Below are 23,200 nucleotides of genomic sequence, written 5' to 3' on the forward strand. Positions count from 1 at the left end.
AATGCAGGCTCGACAGATGAAGCAGGTCCACTGCACGTCGACCCAATACGGCACAACCACTAACACTGATTGCCGGTGATCGGTTAGACCATACGTTCCGGGGACGGTCGCCGCATTGAAATTCCGTAGCCGGCCCATCTCTGCCATTGGCCTATTTGCAAAGCGGACGCCCGGCAACTCCCGCCTCATGTCCGCAACAAGTGCGCGTCAACCATCGGCGCAAGTTGTTGTGCATGAACATTCGCCAGATCATGATTGCCACCAGAGACCACATGCAACCGCGCATCCGGCAACAATTCAAAAAGTCGCTGGCCGACTGCGACCGGACTGAACGGATCCGCATCTCCCCAGAGTAAAAGAACCGGTTGAGAAATGCCTCGCAGTTCAGGCGTTAAATCCGACTTGAAAGACACAAACCAATCCGGCAGCGATGAGTTGGCCCCAACGAATCCGTGGCGCCAATCCCGTGCACCTAATCCATTCATGTCGATCCCGCCGGACGTGACTGTCAGAACCAGATGAGTGACCCTCTCCGGCTTTTCCAATGCTGCCAGAACAGCGATGACCCCGCCCATCGATTGAGCGATTAAAGCGGTCGGCTGGTCAATGTGGGACACCACCGTTCGGACGAGGTCGTCAAAATTATTGACGTCTGGAACGGAAGGCTCCTGGCCAAATCCCGGATAGCCCAGGATGACCTTGGAGCCGCTAATAGTTAGCTGATTCGCCAACGGCCGCCAGAACTCGGTATTGCCCGAAGCGCCTGGCAGGAAGAGCAGTTTCGATGGTGTTGGCACGCGTTGTTTCTCCAATGTCCGGATTGGTGTGTAGCGGCGAGAATACGCCGATGGTCGCAAAAAACTTCCGGCAACAGTCCAACGGCCACAAATGGCGAGCCGGACTCCGTCCGCCGAATGTGCCCGAGCAAACCGTGGCCGACCACGAACAGCCAGCGGCTCTCCCGAAGCGGACCCACAGCGTGCCCTTTTGTGCAAAGGTGATTTCGATATCCGGCACTTCTGAGGCCGGCGCTCCACACCTATAGTCAGCTCAGCTTTCGGACGCCAGCCCCAACTTCAGAGGCCCGCACGAAGCATCCCCATTCAACAGGAGCTGACTATGTTGACAAGAACGTCCCCGACGCCTCCCGCCGAACTCGCTGCCGCCACTGCGGACGCGCAATACTTCGAATACACGTCGTCCGCCAATCCGATCGGCGCGAAGCTCATTTCGCGCGTGCCTTTCCGCAGCTTCCAGCCTTCGCTCTACGCGGACGGCGCGACCCGCATCGTCCCACTCGATCTTTCCGCTGATTTGGGCTGCCCCGGTCCCGCGACGGGTCCCGGGTTGAGCGCCAGTTTCCTGCGCATCAACGCGGCAGAGGCATTGACGCTCGCGCCGAATGCGACCTCCCAGGTCTGCTACGTCATCAGCGGAAGCGGCAGCGTGGCCCAGGGCGAGAGCCGCTTTCCGTTCGCGCAGGGCGATTTCTTCACGCTGCCTGGCGGCGACACTGCAGTGTTCACCGCCGACGCGACCGCCACGCTCTATTACGTGAACGACGCTCCGCTGCTCACCTATCTCGGTACAACGGGCGTCCAGCCGCGCTTTGCCCCAACGCTCTACCCCGCCGCCCAGACCCAGGCGGAATTGCGCAAGGTCTCGGAAGAAGCCAACGCGGGGCTCCGCAACCGCATCAGCGTGCTGATGGGCAACGTCAATTTCCCGCAGACGCGTACGGTCACGCATGTATTGTGGGCGATGTTCGGTATCGTGCCGCCCCACTCCGTGCAGAAGCCGCACCGCCACCAGTCCATCGCGCTCGACTTCATCGCCGGTGGCAATCCAGGCGTCTACACGCTGGTCGGCACGGAACTGGATGAGAACGGCAACATTGCCAATCCGACACGCGTCGATTGGGAAGCCGGGATGGCATTCGTTACGCCGCCGGGCTACTGGCACGCGCACTTCAATGAAACAGATGAAAGCGCCTATGTGATTCCGATCCAGGATGCCGGCTTGCAGACATGGCTGCGCACGCTCGACATCCGCTTCGCGCGTTAAGTCTGAAGCTCCAGTGCGAGTCCGTCGTCCCAGTACGGCGGCTCGCCAATCACCCCGGCGTAATAAGCCACGAACGCACGCACCTTCGACGAGACGATTTTCTTCGGTGGATAGACTGCCCAGATCGCGGGTTCGGCGCGTCCCGTGCGCGCTTCCCATTCAGGCAGCACGTGCAGCAGACGCCCTTCGCGCAGAGCCGTGGACGCGAGCCACGTCGGTAGAAGCGCAAGGCCGCAGCCGGCCACGGCGAGTTCCAGCACAGCTTCGGAGTCGTCTGCGCGCAAGCGCCCCTGCAATTGCACCGGCACTTGCGTCTGCTCTGACGACCTCTTTGCATTGGCTCTGCGCGTGAACGACCAGGTGTCGTCCGGTAACAGCGACAGACGAAGCGTATCGTGCGCGGACAGATCTTCAGGGACATTCGGCGTGCCGCTACGCTGCAAATACGCCGGGCTGCCGCACACGATACGACGATGCGGAGCAATGCGTTTCGCCATCAACGACGAATCGGACAGCGCACCGATACGGATCGCCAGATCAATGCCGACTTCGATCATATTGAGCGTTTCGTCGGTCGATACGATATCGAGGTCGATGTCGGGATAGCGCGTCATGAACGCCGGCAGGTGCGGCACGATATGCCGGCGCCCGAATGCCGGGGGCATCGTGACGCGCAGCACGCCTTGCGGTGTGAGATTCAGTGACGACGTGACCTGCCGCGCGTCATCGAGCGCCTGTAGGGCAACCATGGCGTGCTCACGAAACAGCCTACCGCCCTCCGTCAGGACGAGCCCGCGCGTCGACCGGTTAAACAGGGCAATGCCCAGATCGTTTTCTAGCGCACTCACGTAGCGTGAAATGGTCGACGTCTTGACTGCCATTTCAACGGCCGTCTTGCTGAAGCTCTGCAGTTCCGCTGCGCAAACGAAGGCCCGTACTGCGGCAAAATAATCCATGGCATTTCTGACGCGAATCGAGCGTTCCGCAAGGGACTTCACGAAGTGAGGACCGGAACCCGCGCAACGCGCTGCCCGCGAAAATTCGGTGCATGCGCGCGAACTGGATAATCCGGATTTGCTTAGGCCGGTAGTGTACTTGTACCGCGCTGCTAACGTGAAGAGGCGTTGATCACAGCGTCAAAGCCATAGGAGAAGTTCGGCCAGCGCTCGTCAGGCGGTTGCCAGAGCTTGCGACGAACTTCCCTTGTCGACCCGCAGCGGCCCGTCAACGTTGTCGGCAGCGGAAACTTATTGGATGGTTGACCACACGCGTTCCGCGGCACTGAGGGTTTGGGCGATAAGCGTTGAAATCGTCATCGGCCCCACCCCTCCCGGAACCGGCGTCACCGCCGCGCATCGACCCATCAGACCATCGGGATGGATGTCACCTATGCCTCCGGTATGGTAACCAGCATCGATAACAATTGCTCCGTCGCTAATCCAGTCGCTACGAATGAAGTTCGGCTTTCCTACCGCGCCGACGATGAGTTGGGCACGTCGAATTTCCGCTTCAAGATTTGACGTCTTCGAATGGCATAGCGTGACCGTCGCGTTCGCATTCGATAGCATAAGCGCCATCGGTTTCCCGAGAATGGGACTGCGCCCTACGACCACGGCCCGCTTGCCAGATACATCGATCTTGTAATGAGCCAGCAAGCGCATGATTCCGGCGGGCGTTGCGGACCCGAATGCGGGTTCGCCTAACGCCATCAAGCCAAAGCCGTGGCTGGTGACGCCATCAACATCCTTGGAGAGGGATATTCTGTCGAAGCAGAGGCGTTCGTCCACATGTGCAGGCACCGGGTGCTGAAGCAGAATGCCATGCACCGCCGGGTTGGCATTGAGCCTGTTTATCGCGGAAAGCACGTCATCCGTCGTTGCGCTCGCAGGCAACTTAATCACGATCGAGTCCATACCGACTCTCCGGCATGCACCGCCCTTCATGCTGACGTAGGTCGCGGACGAAGGATCGTCTCCTACAAGGATCGTGGCCAGTATGGGTGTCTGCCCGCCATTTCTTGCCTTGAGGGCCGCAACGTGTTCGGACAATTCCCGCTCGTGCAACGCCGCTACTGCTTTACCGTCGAGAAGTATGCTCATGCGTTTTCCCCTTGCGTGGCCAATCTGGAACCGGCAAGGCTCAAATACTGAACAGGGCAAAGCGCGTGTAATTGGGAGCGCGATTGATTAAGCGCGAGCCGCGTGGGCAGAGAATGGATTTGGGCAATCATCATGGGCAGTCTCAAAGAGATTAATCAAGATGCCCAGGCGAACGGCGTTCTACCGTCTACGCTTCCCGATGGTGACCCATCTATTGCTCGCCAGTCACGTAGAAGCGCTATCTTAGTCGGTTTTTTTGTGGCTACGCAAACCGGCGCGCTACATACGTCTCTATGCCAGGAGCAGTTGCTTCCGGCGAGTCCGCCCAGACTTCGCCGACATTGGAAACGACTCATCGGCCCTGCTCGAGGCAGCGCTTGCACATCGCGGATGGGCTCTCCGGCATTTCCTCCATCGGTCATTCCTCACGAAGGGTTCCTGACGGGAAAGTGTGCTGTCAGCGCGGCGTGCCCGACACCATGGGAAAAAGCGGCCGATGCCGGGGGTCGGCATCCGGAGAATCGCTACCCCGAGGCAGGAACAGTTTCCCCCTCTCTCTGATAGGTCCAACTTTCGACTTGCATCCCGGTTAAATACTGTATAAATTTACAGGTGTATGCCCATACAGGATCAGGCCATGACCTACCTTATACGCATCTTGAACGACGGTGATCGCGAAACGCTTGCCTGGTTGTGCAAGCATGTCGGGGACGTCCGCGTAGCGGCTGCTGCGCGAGATCTAGGCGGCAGCGGCAAGCCGTATCTGTCCGCGGTGTGCCGCTATCTCGGCGTGCGTCCACCGGCGCCGCGGCAGCACAGCCAACCCGTTGGAGATTGCACGGTCGGGGACAGTCATCTCGCCCAGATCCGCCTGTTGCTGGCGCAGCGAACTCAGGCGCCTTTGAAGCAGCGCCTTTGAAGCTGCCCGTTGACCCGAGCCCCAAGGAAGATACCTGCATGATCAACGCCACTGACCTCGATTCGGATGCCGGTCAAATCAACTCTGTCGCCCTCGAACGTGCGCTTCGAAGCGCCTCGCTAGACCTCCAGCAGATCATGGCAACGACCGCCGGTCGTCATATCGACAGCGGCCGGCGCCGTTACTCAAGTAGCGCGCAATCGCCGACCTGGCGCACGCTGCAGACGATCGATGAACTGGTCTTCGAAAATCGCGGCTTCGTGGCCAGGCACAATGAGACAGTCCGTTCGATGTTTCTACGATTCGGCGACAGTCGCCTGTCGGGCGCGGATCTCGACGAGCCCGTCGACTGGCGGCTTGATGATGACGACCTGCCCACGGTTTATCTGATCGTGCGAGCCATGGTGCAGGCCGAGACGGCGGATGCGGTGACTGCGGAGTAAGGCGTCGACGGCGGGTACGGGGGTGCTCGGCTGAATCGGCTGTTGAGGTCGAGGGTTCAGCCGGCGCGCCGCCGCGCAAAGCATTCCCCGCCAGGCGGCGGTCACGCCGTATACCTCACCGGCAACGCCGTCGAATACTTGATCAGATCGAGCCCGTCAGAAACTCCTTTAAGATCAAATGAGTCGCCGCAAAATCCACCTGCGGGGCACCCAGATGGCACCGCTGTTTAGGCCTGGACGCCACCATCCAGCCGTCGGCAATCGGCCATTTGGCCGTAGCGCCAGGACCGTTGACAATCCAAAAGCGTCGCATTCTGATCGTGTCCCATGCTTACGCGGTAGGCGATTGACTTGCATCTTACGTTGCGTGCGGCCGATCGACGTCACGCAGCGGTCGGCCTGGCGTGACAAGCTATCTTCCTCTCCTGCCCACTTAAACCGTGCGAACGAAAAGTGCGTGAATCTTGTTCCAGAAGTCACCGCCGAGCACGAAGAAGCTGGCTACCAGCATAAGATCGCCGAGCGCCTGAACCTGCCAGATGTTCGGTCTTAGACCTGGCCAGATCGTGTCGATATAGGTTTCAAGCATTGCCGAAACGAGTGGCAGGCAGAACATCACCAGCCCGATCACGTGGCGGACAGGCCCGACAGTCCTGGTAGGCGCCAGACGTTTTGCCTGGCCCATCACGGTCGCCTTGAGCCGTTGAAAACCGGGCTTACCCATCACCGCGATACAGGTCACAAGCAGAACCTTGTTCGCGACGAAAATAGTGCCCGTCAGTGCGGCAATGGTTGTTCCGGGCGCGCCCAGAGAAGCGGCGATCGGCACGATCAGCCACAACGCGAAAGCGGACACGAAGATGCCTATCCCAAGTTTGAAACGCCATCCGCTCGCGGGCGGTACGTCGGCTTTGATGTCTAACGAAGTCATGATCCTTTCTCCTTTACGGCGACTTGAAAGCCCCAGATTGCCGCGGTATGCGGTGTGGTCGATCGAGAAGTTGCAGCACCAGGCAGGCATAAAGAGAGACGGCGATAAAAAGCCCCATGCGCACCGCGAACGCGGTATAGACGTCCTTGCCGAGGGCGCTGTCCTGCACCGACTGGCCAAGCAGAATGTTCAGGGTGACGAGGGTGTTCAGCCAGAAGCCTGGTGGGAATCGCGTCGGGCTGAGGGTGTAGAGCTTGCGCGCGAGCAGTAAGCCGAATAGCAGCATCCATAGAAAGAACATCCACAGATGCACAAACAGACTGAGCGCGCACCAGAACAGAATTGCCAGTGCGCCGCCGAGCAGGGTGGAGCCGAGCAGCTCGCGGGCAGCACCGCGAGCCGTAGTCGTGCAGCTCTGTCGGGCGAGACTGACGGCCGCCAGGATGATCGGCAGATAGCCGGCGGGATTGGTCAATGCCAACAGGAAGGTGGGCAGTACCACCAGGGCAGCGCGTAGTGCCAGCCGGCTCGTCTCGTTGTCCGCCAGGCGCGCGGCAACAGCGGGCGTTTGCGCAGGGGAGCATTCGGGAAACAGCCAATGACTTAAGGCATGCACCAGCACGGCAACGAGGAGTCCCTTGACCAGGGCGCCGATGACCAGCATGGCCAGCCCGTAATCAGCGGTGCCGGCCGACGAAATCATGGTGAGGCCAATGACAGCGAAGGTCGTGACCAGTTTGTTGCCACCACGCAGGTCGAAGCGAAAGGCCAGGAAGAGGCACAAGCCGACCAGCAGTACGCCGCAGAATGGAAAGTAGCGCAGCAAAGGGACGAGCAGCAGACCGCTGCCGGTGGTCAATGTCATCATCAGCGTCAGGCCCAGCGTGGCCTTGATCGACAGGGGCCGATTGAGCGTGGCACCAAGAAACACCGCGAGCACCGGCGCGATAAACGGAATCGGCAGATTCAGACCATAACTGATAGCGAGGCACAGCGCGATGCCGCTCGCCAGTCGCATCGAACGCTGGGTGCGGGGCTCGCGCCTATTGCGCGTAGCGGTGTCAGTAGACATAGGAGAGCCAGCTCATCAGGCGAAGGAACAGGCGGCCGGGCAGATTGAGCGGACTGCCTTGAATGGGAAACGCCATGACTTCGGCCTGGCCGCCAACCCGCACGCCTCTCATGGCGGCCAACTCGCCCGGCAAAAATTCGACGACCACCGGGAAGCGCTGGGTCGGGCGCAGCCAGTCGCGACTGTTCTGTACCGTCGGCAGGCTACCGGGCGGTGTGCTCGGGCCGACATTGACGCCGTAGCCCACGCTGCGCACACGCCCTTCGAATATCTCGCCCGGCAAGGCGTCCAGGGCAATGGCAACCGGTGTGCCTGGCTCCACATGGCCCAGGTTGTTCTCCGTCATTTCCGCACTAATCCACATATCGTGGATAGCGATGAGCGTCATGACCGGGCTACCGGCAGCGGCAAACTGGCCCGCATCGGTGCGCAGATCGGTGACCAGGCCTGACGAGCGCGCTCGCACCTGGGTGCTGGCCAGATCGAGTTCGGCCTTCTCCAGGCCGGTAGCGGCGCTACGGAACCTGGCGTTGTCGTCCTCGCTGCCGCCTTCCTGTTCGCGCGCGCGTTGCACCTCGGCTCGGGCTGCGGCGACCTGACTGACAGCCTGTTCGAGACTGGCGCGCGCCAGCTCCAGGCGCCGCTGCGAAATAGTGCCCTGATCTTCACGGTACAGGCGTTCGAGGCGTTCGCTATCCTGGCGCGCCCTGAGTTCGCCGGCTTGCGCCGCACGCAAAGAGGCCTGGGCGGAATCGATGCCGGCTGTGCTGGCGCCGATCTGTCGACGCACCGACTCGAGGTCGGCGCGGGCACGATCCACGGCGATCCTGTAGTGCTCCGGATCGACCTCAAAGAGGACGGCACCCGCTTTGACGTCCTGATTGTTTTTTACGTACACCCGGGTTACCCGCCCCGCTACTTCCGACGCTATCGGCACAACGAAGGCTTGTACCCGCGCCTGCTGGGTGTACGGCGTGAGCCGGTCGGCCAACAGGTACCAGACCAGGCTCAGGACGATCAACCCGACAACCCACCTGATTCCTTTTTTCGACGGGTCGGCAGCGGGCGCGGGTGCTGGCGCTGGCGGCGGACGGGCAGCGGCAGAGGGCGGCGTCTCACTCATCGGACCTTACCTCTTCACGGGAACGGTGGAGTCGGCAGTCGGTGGGACCGGCCCATCCATGAGCGCCCCCCAGTCGGTGCGCTTTTGCATCTGTTGGCGAGTGGCCGGGTCGATAAGCGGTTGTTCGCTGTACCAGCCGCCGCCCAGTGCCTTGTAGAGGGCAATCAGGTCGCTCACGGCGCTGCTGCGGTTGAGCAGATAGGCGTCCTGCTGGGCGGATAGCGCGCGCTGGGCGTCCAGCACCCGCTGAAAGTCCGAGTAGCCTTCCCGGTAGAGGGTGTTGGCTAGCGCCAGCGAGCGCTTCGCGGCCAGCGCAGCGTCGCGGAGGATAACCTCGCGCTCCAGTGCGTTCGTCAGGTCGGTCGCGGCATCGTCGGCCTCGCGTGCCGCTTCGCGCACATCGTCCTGATACGCGACGATCAGCTGTTGCAAGCGGGCGTCCTGGACGCGCACGTTGTTCTTGATGGCACCATGGTCGAACACGTTCCAGCGCAGACTCGGACCGCCGATCAGGTCTAGGCCGTTTGGCACGCCCGTCACCGAGCCAGCGGACCAGACGATGCTGCCCAGCAGGGTCACCGATGGATAGAGATCGGCTTCGGCGACGCCGACTTGCGCGGATTGAGCCGCAATCTGCTGTTCGGCGGCGCGGATGTCCGGACGGCGCTGCAGCAGGTTGGCAGGCACATCTTGCAGCACCGCGCGGTCTATAAGCGGAATGACGCCGTCCTTTCCCGCCGTATCCTGCAGTTCCGGCAGCGGACCGGGAGGACGGCCGACCAGAACAGCCAGGGCATTGCGGGCACGCATTATCTGGCTTTCAAAGTCGGGAATGCTGCTCAGCGTGCTCAAGTACTGCGTTTTGGCCTGCTGAAAATCGAGCTCGTCGCTCTCGCCGCTCCTGAACAGCCGTTCGGTGATCTCATAGCTGCGCTTTTGCAGTCGGGCGTTGTCGCGAGCGATGTGCAGGCGCGCCTCGGCGGTTCGCAGCGCGTAGTAACTCTGCGCCAGTTGCGCGTGCATCAACACCAGCACATCTTCACGATTTGCGTTGGCGGCAAACCAGGCTGCGTCGGCCGATTCGATGGCGCGGCCGAAGCGCCCCCAGAAATCCAGTTCCCAACCGATGTCGAGCCCCGCGCTGTATTGCCAGAAGCGGCTCCGAGGATTCTGGTCGACCGACTGCCTGCGATCCCGGTATTGAGCGTCGGCGCTGGCCACCTGCACTTGCGGGTAACGTCCACTCTGGGCGATGCCCAGTTGGGCACGGGCCTCCATCACGCGCAGGCCGGCAATCTGCACGTCCGCGTTATGAGTATCCGCTTCAAGGATCAGCTGTTCGAGCGACGGATCCGCGAATACCTGCCACCACTGCCGGGCGTCAGGTTGTGAGCGTACCTCGCTGGCCTGCTCGAGAGCCGGGGTGCTCCAGTGTTCGACCCAGGACTCGCGCTGCGTGTGGAAGTCCGGCCCGACGCGTGCACAGCCGTTGAGGCACAGTGCGCCGATCAGCAGTAACCGATCCGGACGAGTGAAGGGTGACATGGTTATCTCGCACAACCAGTTATGCTGACCGCAACACTGGCTGTGGTAGCCGCCACTGATCGCGATGAGTCATCGAACTTCAGAGCGCAACGTTTCGTGTTTTACACGGTGTACCCCTTTACTGCAAGACAGGTCCCCGGAGGAGCGAACTTTAATGTGCACTGCAGAACGCGACTCGACACAACAAGCACCCGCGCACGGCGATCGCTCAATTTCAAGTGCGCTGAGGCAACGTTCCTTGAATCGTCTAACGAGTGGGTGCTTTAGGCACACAGAGGTCAGCTTCGAGTCGAACGGGATTGGCGGCTACTTCGCTGCCCGCTCTACCGGGGTTGGGCTAACAGGCTCATTGGCAACCCGGGCTCCGGCATCTTTCAACATCTGCTGGAATTCCGGCGAATCGATGATGAGCCTTCCGGCTGCGGCACGAAGGCGGTCGACTGCCTCGTCTGGCAAATGAAATGACGTCGGCAGCTGATTGAGGTAGTCATATTCGGCCCTGTCCTTCAACGCCCCGAACGACACATCGATCACATACATATCGGCGTTGGGTGCGTTTGCGACATAGGTGGGCATGGGATCCTTGCTATTGGCGAACGCGGCCGAGTCGCGGAGTTCGCGTAAGGCTGTCCATCGGGCGTTAATGTCTTTGAGCAATTCCACCGATTCGCCGGAATAGCGGTCGATCGGTACCCCCGCCGCTTTGGTCAGAATATCCAGGCTTCCGGGCGGGTCCTCGGACGTGTTCCATTGATTGCTCGGAGAGGAAACCGAGTTCACAACGAAGATGATAAATCGCCGCACGTTATCAATCGGAGTGGGTTTGCCCGCTGCTCGCAACGCCTCAAACGTTTCGATGAAATCCAGCACTCCGCGCAACCCCAGGTTATCGGAGACGCCGCCGTCCACAAGATGGAAATAGGGATCTTTTTCGGCGTCGCCGAACTCCCGTAATTCCTGCAGGCGTTTGAGGACCCTCCCGGCCGGCCGTGGCGGCTTGTAGGTGTCCGTAAATTGACGAACCCAGTCCGGTTCGTGGTAACCGCAAGTGCCGCCGTAGTTATTGATAGTGATTGGCGAAAGCACGACCGGCACGGCCGACGATGCAGCAGCGGCGCGTGACAACCTGAACGGCCCCAGTTCCGCGCACATGACGTCGAAGGTTTGCTGGAGAAAGACCAGTCGCGATCCGGTCGAAAGCTCCGTGGCACTGACGGCAATCGTCGGGCCGTTGGCGCGGTTGAGATCGTCGAAGGTGGCACCTTTGAACAGGATTTCGTCGTAAAGCTCCGCGGCAAGATCGGACCGCCCCCAGCCTTTCGACGACAACGCGGGCCAGTTCAACGGGTTGAGGATTCGGGACACCAGTTCGCGCTGCACGTTGCGCTTAAGGAAGCTGCTCTCGTATATGTCGAACAGTTTCTCGCCATACAGGCCGTAAGCCAATGCGGTAAAACTGCCGCCCGACACGCCGGTGATCACGTCGACTGAATCGAGCAGACGTGTTCTTTCGCCCGACTTACTGACTATTTCGGTGCGCCGCAGTGCTTCAAGCACGCCGTAAGAGAATGCCGCTGCGCGCGTGCCACCGCCTGAAAAGGCGAGAACGACCAGGTCTTGCGGGTCGCCCCGGTTACGTTCCAACTTCTGGAACTGCATTGCCTGACGTGACTCGTATTGAACCATTGGCGGGTTGACGGGGCGCGTTGCGCAGGCCCCTAGCAGCAACGAAGCGATCAGTGACAGAGCTATCCTGATGGAAGACATGTCTGTGTTCCGATGCGATTGCAAAAACGGGGGTTACGCAGGGGACGTGAGGTCCGGACCGCCGAGCCGCTGGCGAGGCGTTGACTGATGAGGCTTTGCTGTTTTCCTTTTGCCTGGCATGCCTTGACAGTGTATATGCAGGCCTACCGAAATACGCAACTTAAAGTCTTGTCGATGAGCGACCGGATTGGGCCCTGGATTCAACCGGTCGATTCCTGCCGCTGCCGTGCGCCAAGTTCGGCCAACGATGCGCGCATCACACTACGCTTCTGGATCGAGCGGGTCATGCGCGACGTGGAACGTCTGGCCGCTCAGGCCTGTCCGGCCTGTATTACGCCGGATACCTCACCGGCAGCGCCGTCGAATACTTGATCTGCTCCATCGCAAAACTCGAACTCACGTCATAAAGCGGCACGGCGGCAATAAGCAGCTTATAAACCCGGTCATAGTCGTCGATATCCGACACCACGACCCGCAGCAGATAATCGGTTTCCCCGCTCATCCGATAAACCTCCACCACCTCCGGTATCTGCTGCACCGCGCGCGTGAAGGTCTGCGCCCACTCCTCCGTGTGCTGATTCGTGCGCACCGCGACGAACACCGTCGTGCCCACCCCGAGCTTGCGCGCATCGCATAGCGCCACCTGCGCGCGAATCACGCCGGCCTCTTTCAGGCGCTGCAGCCGCTTCCAGCAAGGTGTTTGCGACAGATTCACGCGCTGCGCCAGCTCGGCGATCGGCATCGTCGCATCCTCCTGCAACAGCTCCAACAGCTTCCGGTCGATGATATCCATTCCCATCATGACACCCCCATAGGAAATTATTCTACTTTTGAGACTCCGAGGGGAATTATATGGAAACTCTTTCTCCGAGCAAACGGGTATAAATGTCGCTATCGAAAATAACTCCCAGACAGCCGCCCGGCTGCGCAACGATCATGAGCCAAGCCCTTCGTACCGCCCCCCTCGCCCGTCTGTGCGATGCGCTCGACGCGATCTTCGAGGCCTGCGCGACATTCCCCGAGCCGTCGGATTCCACGTTCTTCGCGCGCAGCATGCGCATCGCGCTCGCTGATGCCGCCGCCCACCCAGACTTGCTGACCTCGGCGCAACGCGAAGGCGCGGCGGAAAACTACCGCCGTCATCTGCTGGCCGCCGATCCGCACGGCCGCTATGCGATCGCCGCGCTGGTGTGGCTACCGCAACAGGCGAGCCCCGTCCACGCGCACCACACGTGGTGCGGCTATGCGGTGCTGGACGGCACGCTGAGCGAAACGGTATTTGAATGGAACGGCGAACAGCATTGCGCCAGCGCGACGCGTACGCAAGCGCGCAAGCAAGGCGCGGTGTCGTTCGTGCGCGGCGGCCGCGGCGGGATTCATCAGTTGGGCAATCGCAGCGATGCGGCGGCCGTTTCGCTGCATGTGTACGGCGTCGCGGGCGCGCAGATTTCGACGCACGTTAATGACATCGTCCGCACGGCCGATGCACCGGCGCTGGTCTGACAATCGATCGTTAGACGTACGTGCTGACCTGACCTCGCTGCAGCGGGACACTTTCACTGCGGCACAAGACAGCAACGCGTCAGCCGGTCGAACACGTCACCGGCCGGCGTATCAACCGCCGTCGGCCCAATCCGCGGCAACGTCTCTCAACTCTTCCCGCCCGCTTCGCCGGCCGTAGGAATCTGCGGCGGGATCGGCGCGGTCTGGCCGGTCGGCGGCGGTGCCGGACGCGGTTCGTGCGACACGTCACGCGCCACCGCCAACGGCGCATGCACACCTCGCGCCGCCGAACCTGAAGCCGACCCTGAGCCCGTCTCCGCATGCGCATGCCCATGCGGCACGAATCCGGACATCTCATCGTCCTGCAAAGGCTGCCCTTCGCTATCCTTCGACGACGTGTACACGCGCATCTGCGGCACCGGAATCTCAATACCGGCTTCGTCCATCTTGCGTTTGAGCCGCAGATTGAATGCGCGCGCCACACTCCATTGCTGCAGCGGCCGCGTCTTGATCTGCCCTTTCACGACCATCCAGTTCGGATCGAAACGGTCGAGTCCCCACACCTCGATCGGCCCGAGCATCTCGCGGCGGTAACGGAAATCGGCCATCAGATCGGCGCCGACTTCGCGAATCAACTGCGTGATCTGATCGACGTCGGTGGAGAACGACATACGCACCTCGAACACCGCGTACGCGAAATCGCGCGACAGGTTCTTGACGATCTTGATCTGCGAGAACGGAATCGCGTGGATCGCGCCCTGCCCGTCGCGCAGGCGCACGGTCCGGATCGACAGATGCTCGACCGTGCCCGCGTGACCGCCGTCCACGTCGATCCAGTCGCCGACCGAAATCGTATCTTCGATAATGATGAACAGCCCCGTGATCAGGTCGGTCACGAGCGACTGCGCGCCGAAGCCGATCGCGAGACCGATCACCCCGGCGCCGGCCAGCAGCGGCGTGACGTTGATCCCGAGGTTGGCCGCCGTGACGATGCCGGCGACCGTCATGATCGACACCAGCAGCACGTTGCGCACGAGCGGCAGCATCGTGCGAGCCCGCATGCTCGGACCGCGTCCCTTGTTGCGCGAGCCGCCGGGACTGAGCGCCTCGGTGATCGCGGTATCCACCAGAATCCACAGCAGCCACGCGATGAACACCGTGGCGATGATCGCCGTCACCGCATGCGCGATGCCGCGCGCGGCGACGTTTTCCTCGATCACTTCCGCGAGCGACACACCCCACAAACGCGCCGCGAGTTCAAAGAAAAATAGCCAGATGAAGAGCGTCAGCAGCGTGCCGCAAAACCGCAGCAAGCGCGTCAGATACGGCGAGCGGCGACGGGAGCGCGCGCTGCGCGGACGCGTCATGCGTAACACAACGGCCGACAGGAAAAACGCCAGCACCAGCAGCAGCGCGGTCACCACCGAAATCTGCAGCACGTTCTCGCTGGACCCCGAGCCGCCGAGCGTGGCGACTATCGACGCCGTGGACAACACCAGCACCGGCACATGCCAGAGCGCGGCGAGTACATCGAACGCATCGGTCGCGGCCTTGTGGTCGTTGCGTTGCTCGTAAGGCCGGTTGCGGATCAGATGCGCAATCGGCCGACGGAACGCCAGCGCGAAATAGCCGGTGAGAATCGCGGCCGTCATATTGGCCGCCGTCGAAATCAACGCGGCGAGATTCGAACCGAGCTGATGCGCGACGTCGTAATTGACGGCCGCATCGCCGAGCGCCCCGCACACGCCGACCAGGAACAGCACGCGCCGCGCGTGATCGATCAGCAGGCGCACCGCCACCCGCCGATGCCCCGAGCCGAACAGCGAAAACATGATCAGGCAGATCGCCGAAAACACCGCGCCCGCGACGATCGCATACGCGACCACCATGCCGAGCGTTCGGCCGAGCGCATCGGGCATCGCGCGGACAAACAGCAGCGCGGCGACAAACGCGACGATCCACGGCCCGACACGGCGAAGCGCGAAGATCAGCAGCTCGCCCGTGGTGGGATTCGGGTTGAGCCCCATGAGAATGCCGAAACGCCGGTACAGCCGGTGCTGCACATAGACCAGCGCGCCGGCACAGGCGCCCCAGCCGGCCAGCATCGCGAGCATCGAGAACAGAATGCGGCCGAAGCTTTCCTGGCCCTGGCCCGAAACGATCGTGTACAGCTCGTTGCCGGCCGCGTTAAAGCGACCGCCCCAATAGCGCACCGGCGTGCGGCCCTGATGCACGTCGGATTCGAACGACGCGATCCCCGACGCGATCGCGCCGAGCAAGCCGGGACTCGGCTGAACCGGCGCAGGCGGCGCGACGTTCTGCGAGACGGCGCGCAGCTTCTTGAGCTGGGTGACGAGCGCGGTGCGCTGGCGGTCGTTGTCGAGCGTGGCGATCACGCTGTCGAGCGAACGCGTCAGTTCCGCCTGGCTTGCGGCGGTCGGCGCGGAAGCGGCATCCGCCGCCGAAGCGCCCGAAGCCGCAGCGGGCGGGTTCGCCGTCGCGCTGTTGATCAGGCTCTGCAACGCGGGAATGACCGGCGTGCTGGAGACGGCGCCGGCGGCCCAGGCGTTGGCGGGCAGCGATCCGGCCCACAGGATCAGCGCGGCGCACATCGCAGTTGCGCATGAGCCAAACCACATGCCGAAGCACGCGCCGAACCACTCTGCAAAGCGCGCGGGGACGCTACGGTCGCGGCGAATGCCGGGTCCGTCACGAAGCGAAGAAGAATGAAAGACGGCGTGAATCGCCGGCTGCCCGCCGTTGGACGGCGCAGCCTCGGATTCACGCCGCGATGGGCATGACTGCATGGCAATCCGTAAGAAAACGGGAGACGCCAGTGTAGCCGCAGTTTTATCGGGCGCGACCGAACATGCGTAACCGAATGTTAGGACGCTTGCGCGCCGACGCCTTCACAGGCGCACCGCGCGCGGTCCCGTCCTACGCCGGAAGGCCGGTTCTGTCCGCCGTCAAACTCAAAAAGCTCGATAAGCTCAATACGCCACGGTCGCGATCTGATGAACGAAACGGCCCTGCTCCAATTCGTCGACGAAGGCGACTGCGTAGTCTTCCGCCGAAATGCGGCTATTGCCTTCCGCATCGGCCAGCAGCGTGTTCGTGCCCGTGCGGAACGCGCCCGTGCGCTCGCCCGGCGCGATCAGCGCGGCCGGCGCGAAGAACGTCCAGTCGAGATCGGTGACGCCGCGGTAGTACGTCAGCACGTCGCGATGCGCGAGCGCGACCGCTTTGTACGCGTCCGGGAAACCTTCCGTATCGACCAGTTGTTTGCCCGGCGCGACTTCGAGCGAACCCGCGCCGCCCACCGCCACGAGGCGCTTCAGGCCCGCCGCGCGCATGCCGTCCACCAGGGCCCGGGTCGCCGTGCTCACCACCGCGGCCTCGCCGTGCGGCGGCGAATACGCGCTCGCCACCACGTCATGCCCCCGCACCGCGGCGCCGACGCTCGCCGCGTCGAGCACATCCGCCTGCACCGCGGTCAGATTCGCAACGTCGGTCGGGACACGCGCCGGATTGCGCACCAGCGCCGTCACCTGATGCCCGCGACGGGCCGCTTCCGCGGCGATTCGCGAACCGATCATGCCGGTGGCGCCAAACAACGCGATCTTCAATTGCTTGCTCATTTCGAAGCTCCTGTTATGGGCTTATATGTAACCACGTTGATTACATATAATGCGGAAAAAAGAGGGGCCCAGGCCCCCGTTGGTTGTCAGGCGCGTGCGTCTTGTCGACAGCCCATGCGCCCGCCCGTTCTGCTACTTCTTCGCGACGTCGCCGCCAGCGTGATGCGCGCGCCGCTTGCGTTCCTGCTGCCGCTCGGCCCGCACTACGTCGGCCGTGGCGTCGGCCAGCGTCCGTGCGCCGAGCGATGCCTCCATGGCGAGTTGCGCGTCATCGATGATGCCACGCAGCACACCTTGAATATGACGCCCGACCATGCACGCCGGATTCGGCTCCTCGCGATGCAATGCGAATAATTGCGCGTCGTCCACCGCGCGATACACCTCGAGCAAACTGATCTGCTCCGGCGACCGCGCGAGTAGCGCGCCGCCGCCCGCGCCGAGCTGCGAGGTGGTGAGACCCGCCTCGGCCAGCATGGACAACAGCCGCCGGATCAACGCGGGATTCGTGTTGACGCTGCCCGCGATCATGTCCGACGAGAGCGGCACGCCCTCCTGCAACGACAGCAGCGCGAGCACGTGTACCGCAAATGCAAACCGGCTACTCGTATTCACAGCAAACCTGCCCGGCGACGACAATGTGCAACCATGGTAATTACATTTAATCCGACTGTCAAACGGGCGCCCCGGTTAAGCGGGTCCGTCACTTGTCCATCTGCTTTTGCGCGTCGCTCGAATCGCCCGAGGACGATCCCGAAGCCGACGCATTCGCCGCCGATGCCGAGCTTTGCGCCGACCATTCCTGCAGCTTGCGCCCGGCGGTTTCGAGGCCCTGGCCGGTCAGCGAAGCGGCCTTGCCGAGTTGCGCGTTGGCCGAACTCGCCGCGTTCTGCAGATTCGCTTGCGCGGTCGACGCCAACGCGTCGGGGTCGATCTTGATCGTCGGCGCGGAGGCCGCCGAGTCGAGGTTCTGCTGGGCGGCGTCTTTGGTCGCGTCGACCTGCTGGCCGACATAGCTGGCTGCCTGATCGAGCTTCTGACTCGCGACCTGCGCGGCGTTATTGAGCGTGCCGGCGACCTGTCCCGCCGACGCGTCATTCTTCTGACAGGCAGCCAGCCCGCCGAATACGACGAGGACCACCGCGACACGGCGCAGCAAAGGTGAATGGAGCAATGAAATCATGGTTCAGTGTGAGCCGCGTCGAGCGGCTTCCGCTAGCGAAAACGCGCCAATGATACGCCGTCGCGCTGCATATCGGCCTTAGCCGGCATTCGAACGGCCAGGCACGCGACGTCAGTCCCACCTTCAGCGTGCGTTGGCGACGATGCGTATTGAGTCATACCGCACCCATCCGCACCAGGCCCGCACTACGCGGCCCCACCTCGCGCCACCTTCATCGCTCACGTCAATTGCAGGCTCCGTCGCGGTTCTGTCAAACGCGTTGGAGTAGACTCCCGAAGCGTATTTCCGCGTTCGATGTGTAGCGTTGATCAATTGGAGGCATGCAATGGCAGCAAAGAAGATCCTGTTCCTGACTGGCGACTTCGCCGAGGATTACGAAACGATGGTGCCGTTCCAGGCACTGCAGGCAGTCGGCCATATCGTCGACGCCGTGTGCCCGAACAAGAAGGCGGGCGATCGCATCAAGACGGCGATCCACGATTTCGAAGGCGACCAGACCTACACCGAGAAGCCGGGCCATCTGTTCGCGCTCAACGCTTCGTTCGACGACGCCGATCCGCGTCAGTACGATGCGCTGGCAATCGCCGGCGGCCGCGCGCCGGAGTATCTGCGGCTCAATCCGAAGGTCATCGAACTGGTGCGGCAATTCGCCGAAGCCGGCAAGCCGATTGCGGCAATTTGTCACGCAGCGCAACTGCTGGCCGCCGCCGACGTGATTCGCGGCAAGCGCATCTCGGCCTACCCGGCCTGCGCCCCCGAAGTGAAAATGGCCGGCGGCGAATACGCCGACATTCCGGTCGACGCGGCAATCACCGACGCCAACTTCGTCACCGCGCCCGCATGGCCCGCGCATCCGGAATGGCTGCGTCAATTCCTCGTGCTGCTCGGCACCCGGATCGAACTCTGATCCGTCCTGAGCGCGGCGCTGAGCTTTAACGTTAGCGTCAACACGTCGACACGTCGACACTTCAGCGCCGATCCAGCGGCGAGCGCGTTGCCCGATGCGGCAATTCGCGCTCGCCGCCACCCATCCCAAATTTGAGACTCGTCCGATAGTGTTCAACGGAGGGCCTTCCTATAGTCGCCGATCGACTAGGGAGGGTCTTGCGATGGAACTGACCGATTGGATCGTCATCCTCGCCGTCACGTTGATGGCGATTATTTTCTTCTGCGCACGCACGCCGGCCGACTGGTCGTGCGAGAACCGCGCGCGGCGTCTGGCCGGCACACGTCTGCTGGCGCAGGCTGCCTGCTCGCTGTGGGGGGCGTTGCTGATTATCGAGCGCAGCCTGGTCACACTGGAAGGCCTGGGCGGCCACCATCTCGAACCACTCGAAGCCCTGGCGGGCGTCGTCATTCTGCTGGCGTTCGGTTGCTACTGGTCGATCCGCGGCCGCCGCCTGCTCAAACCCCGGCGACTTTTCACGGCGTGCTGACGCTCACGCCCAATCCCGTTCTATCCGCCGTCGGCCTGCCCCATCTTGCATGGGCGAGCCCTTGCCGCATCAGCCCGCGCTGACGCCCGGCTTCGCATCCACGACAGGGTTTGCCGCGCTACCGTTCACGATCAGGTTCGGGCGGTCACGTCCCTCGAAATCCAGCGGCCGATCGCGCAAGCCGCGAATCGGTTGAACTCCAGGCGCGGCCGCGGCCGCAGCCGGCGCAACGCGCGACTCGGCAGCCAGTTGCGCCGACCTCGCCTCGGCTTCGGGCAGCGACAGATAAAACGTCGTGCCCACGCCCTCTTTCGATTCCGCCCACACGCGTCCGCCGTGACGCTCCACCACGCGGCGCACGAGCGCCAGACCGATGCCCTCGCCGGCCACCGTATTGCCGTGCAGCCGCTGAAACGCATTGAATAGCCGCGGCAACGCGACCGCCGGAATCCCCAATCCGTTGTCCCGCACGTAGAAGATTCGTAGCGAGTGGACGCCCGGCGGTGCTGCCGTCGTGCCGATCTCGATCCGGCCTTCGCGCGCCGGGTCCAGATAATTCACCGCATTGCCGATCAGGTTCGCGAACACCTGCTCGAGCGCGGTCGGGTCTCCCCACACCGCGGGCAATTCATGCACGCTGACATGCGCATGCCGCGCCCGGATCGAGCCTTGCATGGCGTCGATCACGCGCGGCACGATATCGCGCACCTCGACCTTCTGCTGCCGGTACTCGACACGGCCGACGCGCGACAACCGCAACAGCGCGTCGATAATGTGCGACGCGCGCAGCACGGCCGTCTGCAGATAGTGCAACGCTTCGCCGATGTCCTCGTCGACCACCCGCTCGATACGCTGCCGCGCCTCCGCGCCGAGCGACGACTCGCGCACCGCCGCGCGCAGTTCGTCGCACGCGCGGATCAGCTCTTTCGAGAAGCCCTGCAGATTCACCAGCGGCGCGCGCAGATCGTGCGACACGCTGTAGATGAACATTTCGTTTTCCTGAGTCTGCTGCCGCAAGGTTTCGTTGATTCGCGCGAGTTCGCCGGCGCGGCGCGCGAGATCAGCCTGAAAACGCACCTGGATACGCTCGGCTTCGAGCAGGCGCCGGCTGGTCTCGTGCAAGGTCAGATCGAGCCGGGCGATTTCGTCGCGGCCCGGGCCGATCGGCGCCAGCGGCTCATTGCCGGCCAACCGCCCGGCGTTGTCGGACAGCACGGCGAGCCGGCCGCGCACGCCGCGCGTAAATAGCCAGACGGCCAGCGCGACGAACAGCAACGAGCCGAGCACCGCCGCGACCACGAGAATCTGCTGACGTTCGCGCGCGGATTCCGCGGCGTTCGAGCGAAGCGCGTCGATGCGTCGTTCTTCAGACTGGAATGCCGCCACCTGCTGCCGGAAGCGATCGAGCACGTCGGCGGGCGCGAGGTCGCGGAAACGATCGAGCACATCGCGACGTCGCCCGGAATGCAGCATGTCCTGCACGCGGTCCGACCATTGCCGATACGCCTGCGCCGCCTGGCGCACCTGCACGACCCGCTCGACCTGCGCCGGGTTGTCGGCGACCAGCTCGGCCAGTTGATCGATACGGCGATCGACGTCCATCCACACCATGACCGGCGTGACGAAATGAGTGTCGTTGGCGAGTACCGCGCCGCGCAGCGCCACGGATTCGCCCAGCACCGGATCGAGAATCGCGGTGGTCTGGCGCAGCACTTCTTCGCTATGGATCGCCCAGCGCTCCGCTTGCGCCGCGTCCGACTGCGCCTTGACCAGCCCGGACAGAAGCGCCAGTTCGAAGAGGGCCGGAATTGCGATCAGCAACAGGCCTTTGGTGGTGAGTCTCATGCGTGCGCGGTAGAAGTCGGTAGCCGGCAGATCGTGCTCGGGACGGCACATTATGTCGGCGTTTGCACAGGAAACAAAGCGGCCACGCCATCGACCAGGCTTGAGCCGCCAGGTGACGTCAGCGCGCGCAGCGAATGCGCATAAATCGTGGGGTTATTGAAGGCAAAGTAAGCGATTTAGAAGGTTATGCACGACTTTGAACCATGACGCCCTGTCGCGAACTTGAACGCACTTAAATCGTGCTTATTGCGTAGTTCAAGGTGCATGTAGTCCAACCACATGATTGGCCGGATCACAGCATTTCGCCCATTCCGGTGCGACATTGCACCGCCAATGCGTTTGTCACGCACTCATTTGGCCCACTTCTTGCATCCACTGCCCGCTTTTTGCCTTTAAGCGGGACACATCGATGGAAAGTCTGAAAACCGGCACCGATACCCTGTTTCTTCTGCTCGGCGCCGCCATGGTGCTGGCCATGCACGCAGGGTTCGCATTTCTCGAACTCGGTACGGTCCGCAAAAAGAATCAGGTCAATGCGCTCGTCAAAATTCTGGTGGATTTTTCGGTCTCGACCATTGCGTATTTCTTCATCGGCTACACCATCGCTTATGGCGTGCAGTTCTTCGGCAGCGCCGAAACCCTGGCCGCGCATAACGGCTACGCGCTGGTGCGCTTCTTTTTCCTGCTGACTTTCGCCGCCGCGATTCCGGCGATCGTGTCGGGTGGCATCGCCGAGCGTTCGAAATTCAATCCGCAGCTGTTCGCGACCTTCGTGCTGGTCGGCTTCGTCTATCCGTTCTTCGAAGGGATTGCCTGGAATGGCCGCTTCGGTATTCAGGACTGGCTGACTCACGCGTTCGGCCTGCCGTTCCACGACTTCGCCGGTTCCGTGGTGGTGCACGCGTTCGGCGGCTGGGTCGCCCTGCCGGCGGTGCTGCTGCTGGGCCCGCGGCACGGTCGCTACCATCGCGATGGCGGCATCGCCGCGCATCCGCCGTCGAATATTCCGTTTCTCGCGCTGGGCGCCTGGGTGCTGGCGGTCGGCTGGTTCGGCTTCAACGTGATGAGCGCGCAGACCGTCGACAAGATCAGCGGCCTCGTCGCCGTCAATTCGTTAATGGCGATGGTCGGCGGCACGCTGACCGCGTGGCTCGCGGGCCGCAACGACCCCGGCTTCACGTACAACGGACCGCTGGCCGGCCTCGTGGCGGTGTGCGCCGGCTCCGATCTGATGCACCCGCTGGGTGCGCTGGTGACGGGCGGCATCGCCGGCGTGCTGTTCGTTTATATGTTCACGTGCGTGCAAAACCGCTGGCGGATCGACGACGTGCTCGGCGTGTGGCCGCTGCATGGGCTGTGCGGCGCATGGGGCGGCATCGCGGCGGGCATCTTCGGTCTGCGCGCGTTGGGCGGCATGGGCGGCGTGTCGTTCGGCGCACAACTGGTCGGCACGCTGGGCGGCATCGCGGTGGCGACGCTCGGCGGCACGCTGGTGTACGGCGCGATTCGCCTGACGGTAGGCCTGCGGCTCGATCAGGAAGAGGAATACAACGGTGCGGATCTGTCGATTCACCGGATCTCGGCGACGTCGGAGTGAGACGCGCCGGCCTTGCGCCACCCTGTCCCCACCAGCAT

At 62.7% G+C, this 23,200-nt stretch carries 21 protein-coding genes and 1 riboswitch; of the genes, 7 read left to right on the forward strand and 14 right to left on the reverse strand.

The genetic code is table 11. The features are described 5' to 3' along the window. Positions 1–185 precede the first annotated feature (185 nt). Positions 186–797 carry an alpha/beta fold hydrolase gene (locus FA94_RS11455; protein ID WP_035550979.1) on the reverse strand — a complete coding sequence of 204 codons (612 nt, stop codon included), beginning with the start codon at positions 795–797 and terminating at the stop codon, positions 186–188. A 322-nt stretch (positions 798–1,119) separates the two neighbouring features. Between FA94_RS11455 and FA94_RS11460 the strand changes: the two genes are divergently transcribed. Continuing rightward, positions 1,120–2,064, forward strand: a complete 945-nt coding sequence (locus tag FA94_RS11460; protein WP_035550982.1) for a cupin domain-containing protein — start codon at positions 1,120–1,122, stop codon at positions 2,062–2,064. Here the strand turns inward: FA94_RS11460 and FA94_RS11465 are convergent. Together FA94_RS11465 and FA94_RS11470 are read right to left on the reverse strand one after the other, a co-directional pair. Continuing rightward, on the reverse strand, positions 2,061–3,020 hold the full coding sequence (locus FA94_RS11465) for a LysR family transcriptional regulator (RefSeq protein ID WP_035550985.1): 960 nt from the start codon (positions 3,018–3,020) through the stop codon (positions 2,061–2,063). The genes FA94_RS11460 and FA94_RS11465 overlap by 4 nt on opposite strands. A gap of 291 nt (positions 3,021–3,311) precedes the next feature. Continuing rightward, on the reverse strand, positions 3,312–4,163 hold the full coding sequence (locus tag FA94_RS11470) for a tetrahydrofolate dehydrogenase/cyclohydrolase catalytic domain-containing protein (protein ID WP_035550987.1): 852 nt from the start codon (positions 4,161–4,163) through the stop codon (positions 3,312–3,314). A gap of 155 nt (positions 4,164–4,318) precedes the next feature. Continuing rightward, positions 4,319–4,402: riboswitch (ZMP/ZTP riboswitch) on the reverse strand. A gap of 398 nt (positions 4,403–4,800) precedes the next feature. On the opposite strand from FA94_RS11470, the gene FA94_RS11475 reads away from it, so the two are divergent. Both FA94_RS11475 and FA94_RS11480 read left to right on the forward strand, forming a co-directional pair. Then, the gene (locus FA94_RS11475) at positions 4,801–5,082 is read left to right on the forward strand and encodes a CppA family protein (protein WP_035550990.1); all 282 of its coding nucleotides are present in this window, start codon (positions 4,801–4,803) and stop codon (positions 5,080–5,082) included. A 38-nt stretch (positions 5,083–5,120) separates the two neighbouring features. Next, positions 5,121–5,525, forward strand: coding sequence for a DUF2471 domain-containing protein (locus tag FA94_RS11480; RefSeq protein WP_035550994.1), 405 nt, complete (start codon positions 5,121–5,123; stop codon positions 5,523–5,525). Between the two features lie 433 nt (positions 5,526–5,958). Here the strand turns inward: FA94_RS11480 and FA94_RS11485 are convergent, their stop codons facing one another. The 6 genes from FA94_RS11485 to FA94_RS11510 all read right to left on the reverse strand — a co-directional run bounded on the left by FA94_RS11485 (position 5,959) and on the right by FA94_RS11510 (position 12,762). After that, the gene (locus FA94_RS11485; protein ID WP_035550997.1) at positions 5,959–6,456 is read right to left on the reverse strand and encodes a transporter suffix domain-containing protein; all 498 of its coding nucleotides are present in this window, start codon (positions 6,454–6,456) and stop codon (positions 5,959–5,961) included. A 13-nt stretch (positions 6,457–6,469) separates the two neighbouring features. After that, the gene (locus FA94_RS11490) at positions 6,470–7,528 is read right to left on the reverse strand and encodes a DUF2955 domain-containing protein (RefSeq protein WP_035551000.1); all 1,059 of its coding nucleotides are present in this window, start codon (positions 7,526–7,528) and stop codon (positions 6,470–6,472) included. Then, positions 7,518–8,651 (reverse strand): HlyD family secretion protein, encoded by a 1,134-nt coding sequence (locus tag FA94_RS11495; protein WP_035551003.1) that lies wholly within the window; start codon positions 8,649–8,651, stop codon positions 7,518–7,520. Before FA94_RS11495 ends, FA94_RS11490 begins: the two co-directional genes overlap by 11 nt. Before the next feature lie 6 nt (positions 8,652–8,657). Next, positions 8,658–10,196 carry an efflux transporter outer membrane subunit gene (locus FA94_RS11500; RefSeq protein WP_035551006.1) on the reverse strand — a complete coding sequence of 513 codons (1,539 nt, stop codon included), beginning with the start codon at positions 10,194–10,196 and terminating at the stop codon, positions 8,658–8,660. Positions 10,197–10,502: 306 nt separating this feature from the next. Beyond that, positions 10,503–11,963 (reverse strand): patatin-like phospholipase family protein, encoded by a 1,461-nt coding sequence (locus FA94_RS11505; protein ID WP_051980530.1) that lies wholly within the window; start codon positions 11,961–11,963, stop codon positions 10,503–10,505. Between the two features lie 331 nt (positions 11,964–12,294). Next, positions 12,295–12,762 (reverse strand): Lrp/AsnC family transcriptional regulator, encoded by a 468-nt coding sequence (locus FA94_RS11510; protein ID WP_035561876.1) that lies wholly within the window; start codon positions 12,760–12,762, stop codon positions 12,295–12,297. Between the two features lie 137 nt (positions 12,763–12,899). Here FA94_RS11510 and FA94_RS11515 point away from each other — a divergent pair, with 137 nt between their 5' ends. Beyond that, positions 12,900–13,466 carry a cysteine dioxygenase family protein gene (locus FA94_RS11515; RefSeq protein ID WP_035551009.1) on the forward strand — a complete coding sequence of 189 codons (567 nt, stop codon included), beginning with the start codon at positions 12,900–12,902 and terminating at the stop codon, positions 13,464–13,466. Positions 13,467–13,612: 146 nt separating this feature from the next. Here FA94_RS11515 and FA94_RS11520 read toward each other — a convergent pair whose 3' ends face one another. The 4 genes from FA94_RS11520 to FA94_RS11535 form a co-directional block, all read right to left on the reverse strand. Beyond that, positions 13,613–16,273, reverse strand: coding sequence for a mechanosensitive ion channel family protein (locus FA94_RS11520; protein ID WP_035551012.1), 2,661 nt, complete (start codon positions 16,271–16,273; stop codon positions 13,613–13,615). Positions 16,274–16,456: 183 nt separating this feature from the next. Continuing rightward, positions 16,457–17,104: an NAD(P)-dependent oxidoreductase gene (locus FA94_RS11525; RefSeq protein ID WP_035551016.1), complete on the reverse strand. Its 648-nt coding sequence runs from the start codon at positions 17,102–17,104 to the stop codon at positions 16,457–16,459. A gap of 132 nt (positions 17,105–17,236) precedes the next feature. Further along, positions 17,237–17,716 carry an Rrf2 family transcriptional regulator gene (locus tag FA94_RS11530; protein WP_035551017.1) on the reverse strand — a complete coding sequence of 160 codons (480 nt, stop codon included), beginning with the start codon at positions 17,714–17,716 and terminating at the stop codon, positions 17,237–17,239. Positions 17,717–17,804: 88 nt separating this feature from the next. After that, positions 17,805–18,284, reverse strand: a complete 480-nt coding sequence (locus FA94_RS11535; RefSeq protein ID WP_035551019.1) for a BCAL1086 family glycoprotein — start codon at positions 18,282–18,284, stop codon at positions 17,805–17,807. Between the two features lie 325 nt (positions 18,285–18,609). Here FA94_RS11535 and FA94_RS11540 point away from each other — a divergent pair, with 325 nt between their 5' ends. Next, positions 18,610–19,191: a DJ-1/PfpI family protein gene (locus tag FA94_RS11540; RefSeq protein ID WP_035551022.1), complete on the forward strand. Its 582-nt coding sequence runs from the start codon at positions 18,610–18,612 to the stop codon at positions 19,189–19,191. A 202-nt stretch (positions 19,192–19,393) separates the two neighbouring features. Continuing rightward, entirely contained in the window at positions 19,394–19,720 is a 327-nt protein-coding gene (locus FA94_RS11545; protein ID WP_035551025.1) for a hypothetical protein, read from the forward strand. Positions 19,721–19,789: 69 nt separating this feature from the next. On the opposite strand, the gene FA94_RS11550 is transcribed toward FA94_RS11545, so the two are convergent. Continuing rightward, positions 19,790–21,565, reverse strand: coding sequence for a sensor histidine kinase (locus tag FA94_RS11550; RefSeq protein WP_035561879.1), 1,776 nt, complete (start codon positions 21,563–21,565; stop codon positions 19,790–19,792). A 409-nt stretch (positions 21,566–21,974) separates the two neighbouring features. Here FA94_RS11550 and FA94_RS11555 point away from each other — a divergent pair, with 409 nt between their 5' ends. Then, positions 21,975–23,162, forward strand: a complete 1,188-nt coding sequence (locus FA94_RS11555) for an ammonium transporter (RefSeq protein ID WP_035551028.1) — start codon at positions 21,975–21,977, stop codon at positions 23,160–23,162. Positions 23,163–23,200: the final 38 nt, after the last annotated feature.

The organism is Burkholderia sp. 9120 (assembly GCF_000745015.1).
Taxonomy (GTDB): Bacteria; Pseudomonadota; Gammaproteobacteria; order Burkholderiales; family Burkholderiaceae; genus Paraburkholderia.

Coding starts and splice junctions, on each gene's coding strand:
- FA94_RS11460 (WP_035550982.1), top strand. CDS start 1,120: ATGTTGACAAGAACGTCCCCGACGCCTCCCGCCGAACTCGCTGCCGCC.
- FA94_RS11465 (WP_035550985.1), bottom strand. CDS start 3,020: ATGGATTATTTTGCCGCAGTACGGGCCTTCGTTTGCGCAGCGGAACTG.
- FA94_RS11470 (WP_035550987.1), bottom strand. CDS start 4,163: ATGAGCATACTTCTCGACGGTAAAGCAGTAGCGGCGTTGCACGAGCGG.
- FA94_RS11475 (WP_035550990.1), top strand. CDS start 4,801: ATGACCTACCTTATACGCATCTTGAACGACGGTGATCGCGAAACGCTT.
- FA94_RS11480 (WP_035550994.1), top strand. CDS start 5,121: ATGATCAACGCCACTGACCTCGATTCGGATGCCGGTCAAATCAACTCT.
- FA94_RS11485 (WP_035550997.1), bottom strand. CDS start 6,456: ATGACTTCGTTAGACATCAAAGCCGACGTACCGCCCGCGAGCGGATGG.
- FA94_RS11490 (WP_035551000.1), bottom strand. CDS start 7,528: ATGTCTACTGACACCGCTACGCGCAATAGGCGCGAGCCCCGCACCCAG.
- FA94_RS11495 (WP_035551003.1), bottom strand. CDS start 8,651: ATGAGTGAGACGCCGCCCTCTGCCGCTGCCCGTCCGCCGCCAGCGCCA.
- FA94_RS11500 (WP_035551006.1), bottom strand. CDS start 10,196: ATGTCACCCTTCACTCGTCCGGATCGGTTACTGCTGATCGGCGCACTG.
- FA94_RS11505 (WP_051980530.1), bottom strand. CDS start 11,963: ATGTCTTCCATCAGGATAGCTCTGTCACTGATCGCTTCGTTGCTGCTA.
- FA94_RS11510 (WP_035561876.1), bottom strand. CDS start 12,762: ATGGGAATGGATATCATCGACCGGAAGCTGTTGGAGCTGTTGCAGGAG.
- FA94_RS11515 (WP_035551009.1), top strand. CDS start 12,900: ATGAGCCAAGCCCTTCGTACCGCCCCCCTCGCCCGTCTGTGCGATGCG.
- FA94_RS11520 (WP_035551012.1), bottom strand. CDS start 16,273: ATGCAGTCATGCCCATCGCGGCGTGAATCCGAGGCTGCGCCGTCCAAC.
- FA94_RS11525 (WP_035551016.1), bottom strand. CDS start 17,104: ATGAGCAAGCAATTGAAGATCGCGTTGTTTGGCGCCACCGGCATGATC.
- FA94_RS11535 (WP_035551019.1), bottom strand. CDS start 18,284: ATGATTTCATTGCTCCATTCACCTTTGCTGCGCCGTGTCGCGGTGGTC.
- FA94_RS11540 (WP_035551022.1), top strand. CDS start 18,610: ATGGCAGCAAAGAAGATCCTGTTCCTGACTGGCGACTTCGCCGAGGAT.
- FA94_RS11545 (WP_035551025.1), top strand. CDS start 19,394: ATGGAACTGACCGATTGGATCGTCATCCTCGCCGTCACGTTGATGGCG.
- FA94_RS11550 (WP_035561879.1), bottom strand. CDS start 21,565: ATGAGACTCACCACCAAAGGCCTGTTGCTGATCGCAATTCCGGCCCTC.
- FA94_RS11555 (WP_035551028.1), top strand. CDS start 21,975: ATGGAAAGTCTGAAAACCGGCACCGATACCCTGTTTCTTCTGCTCGGC.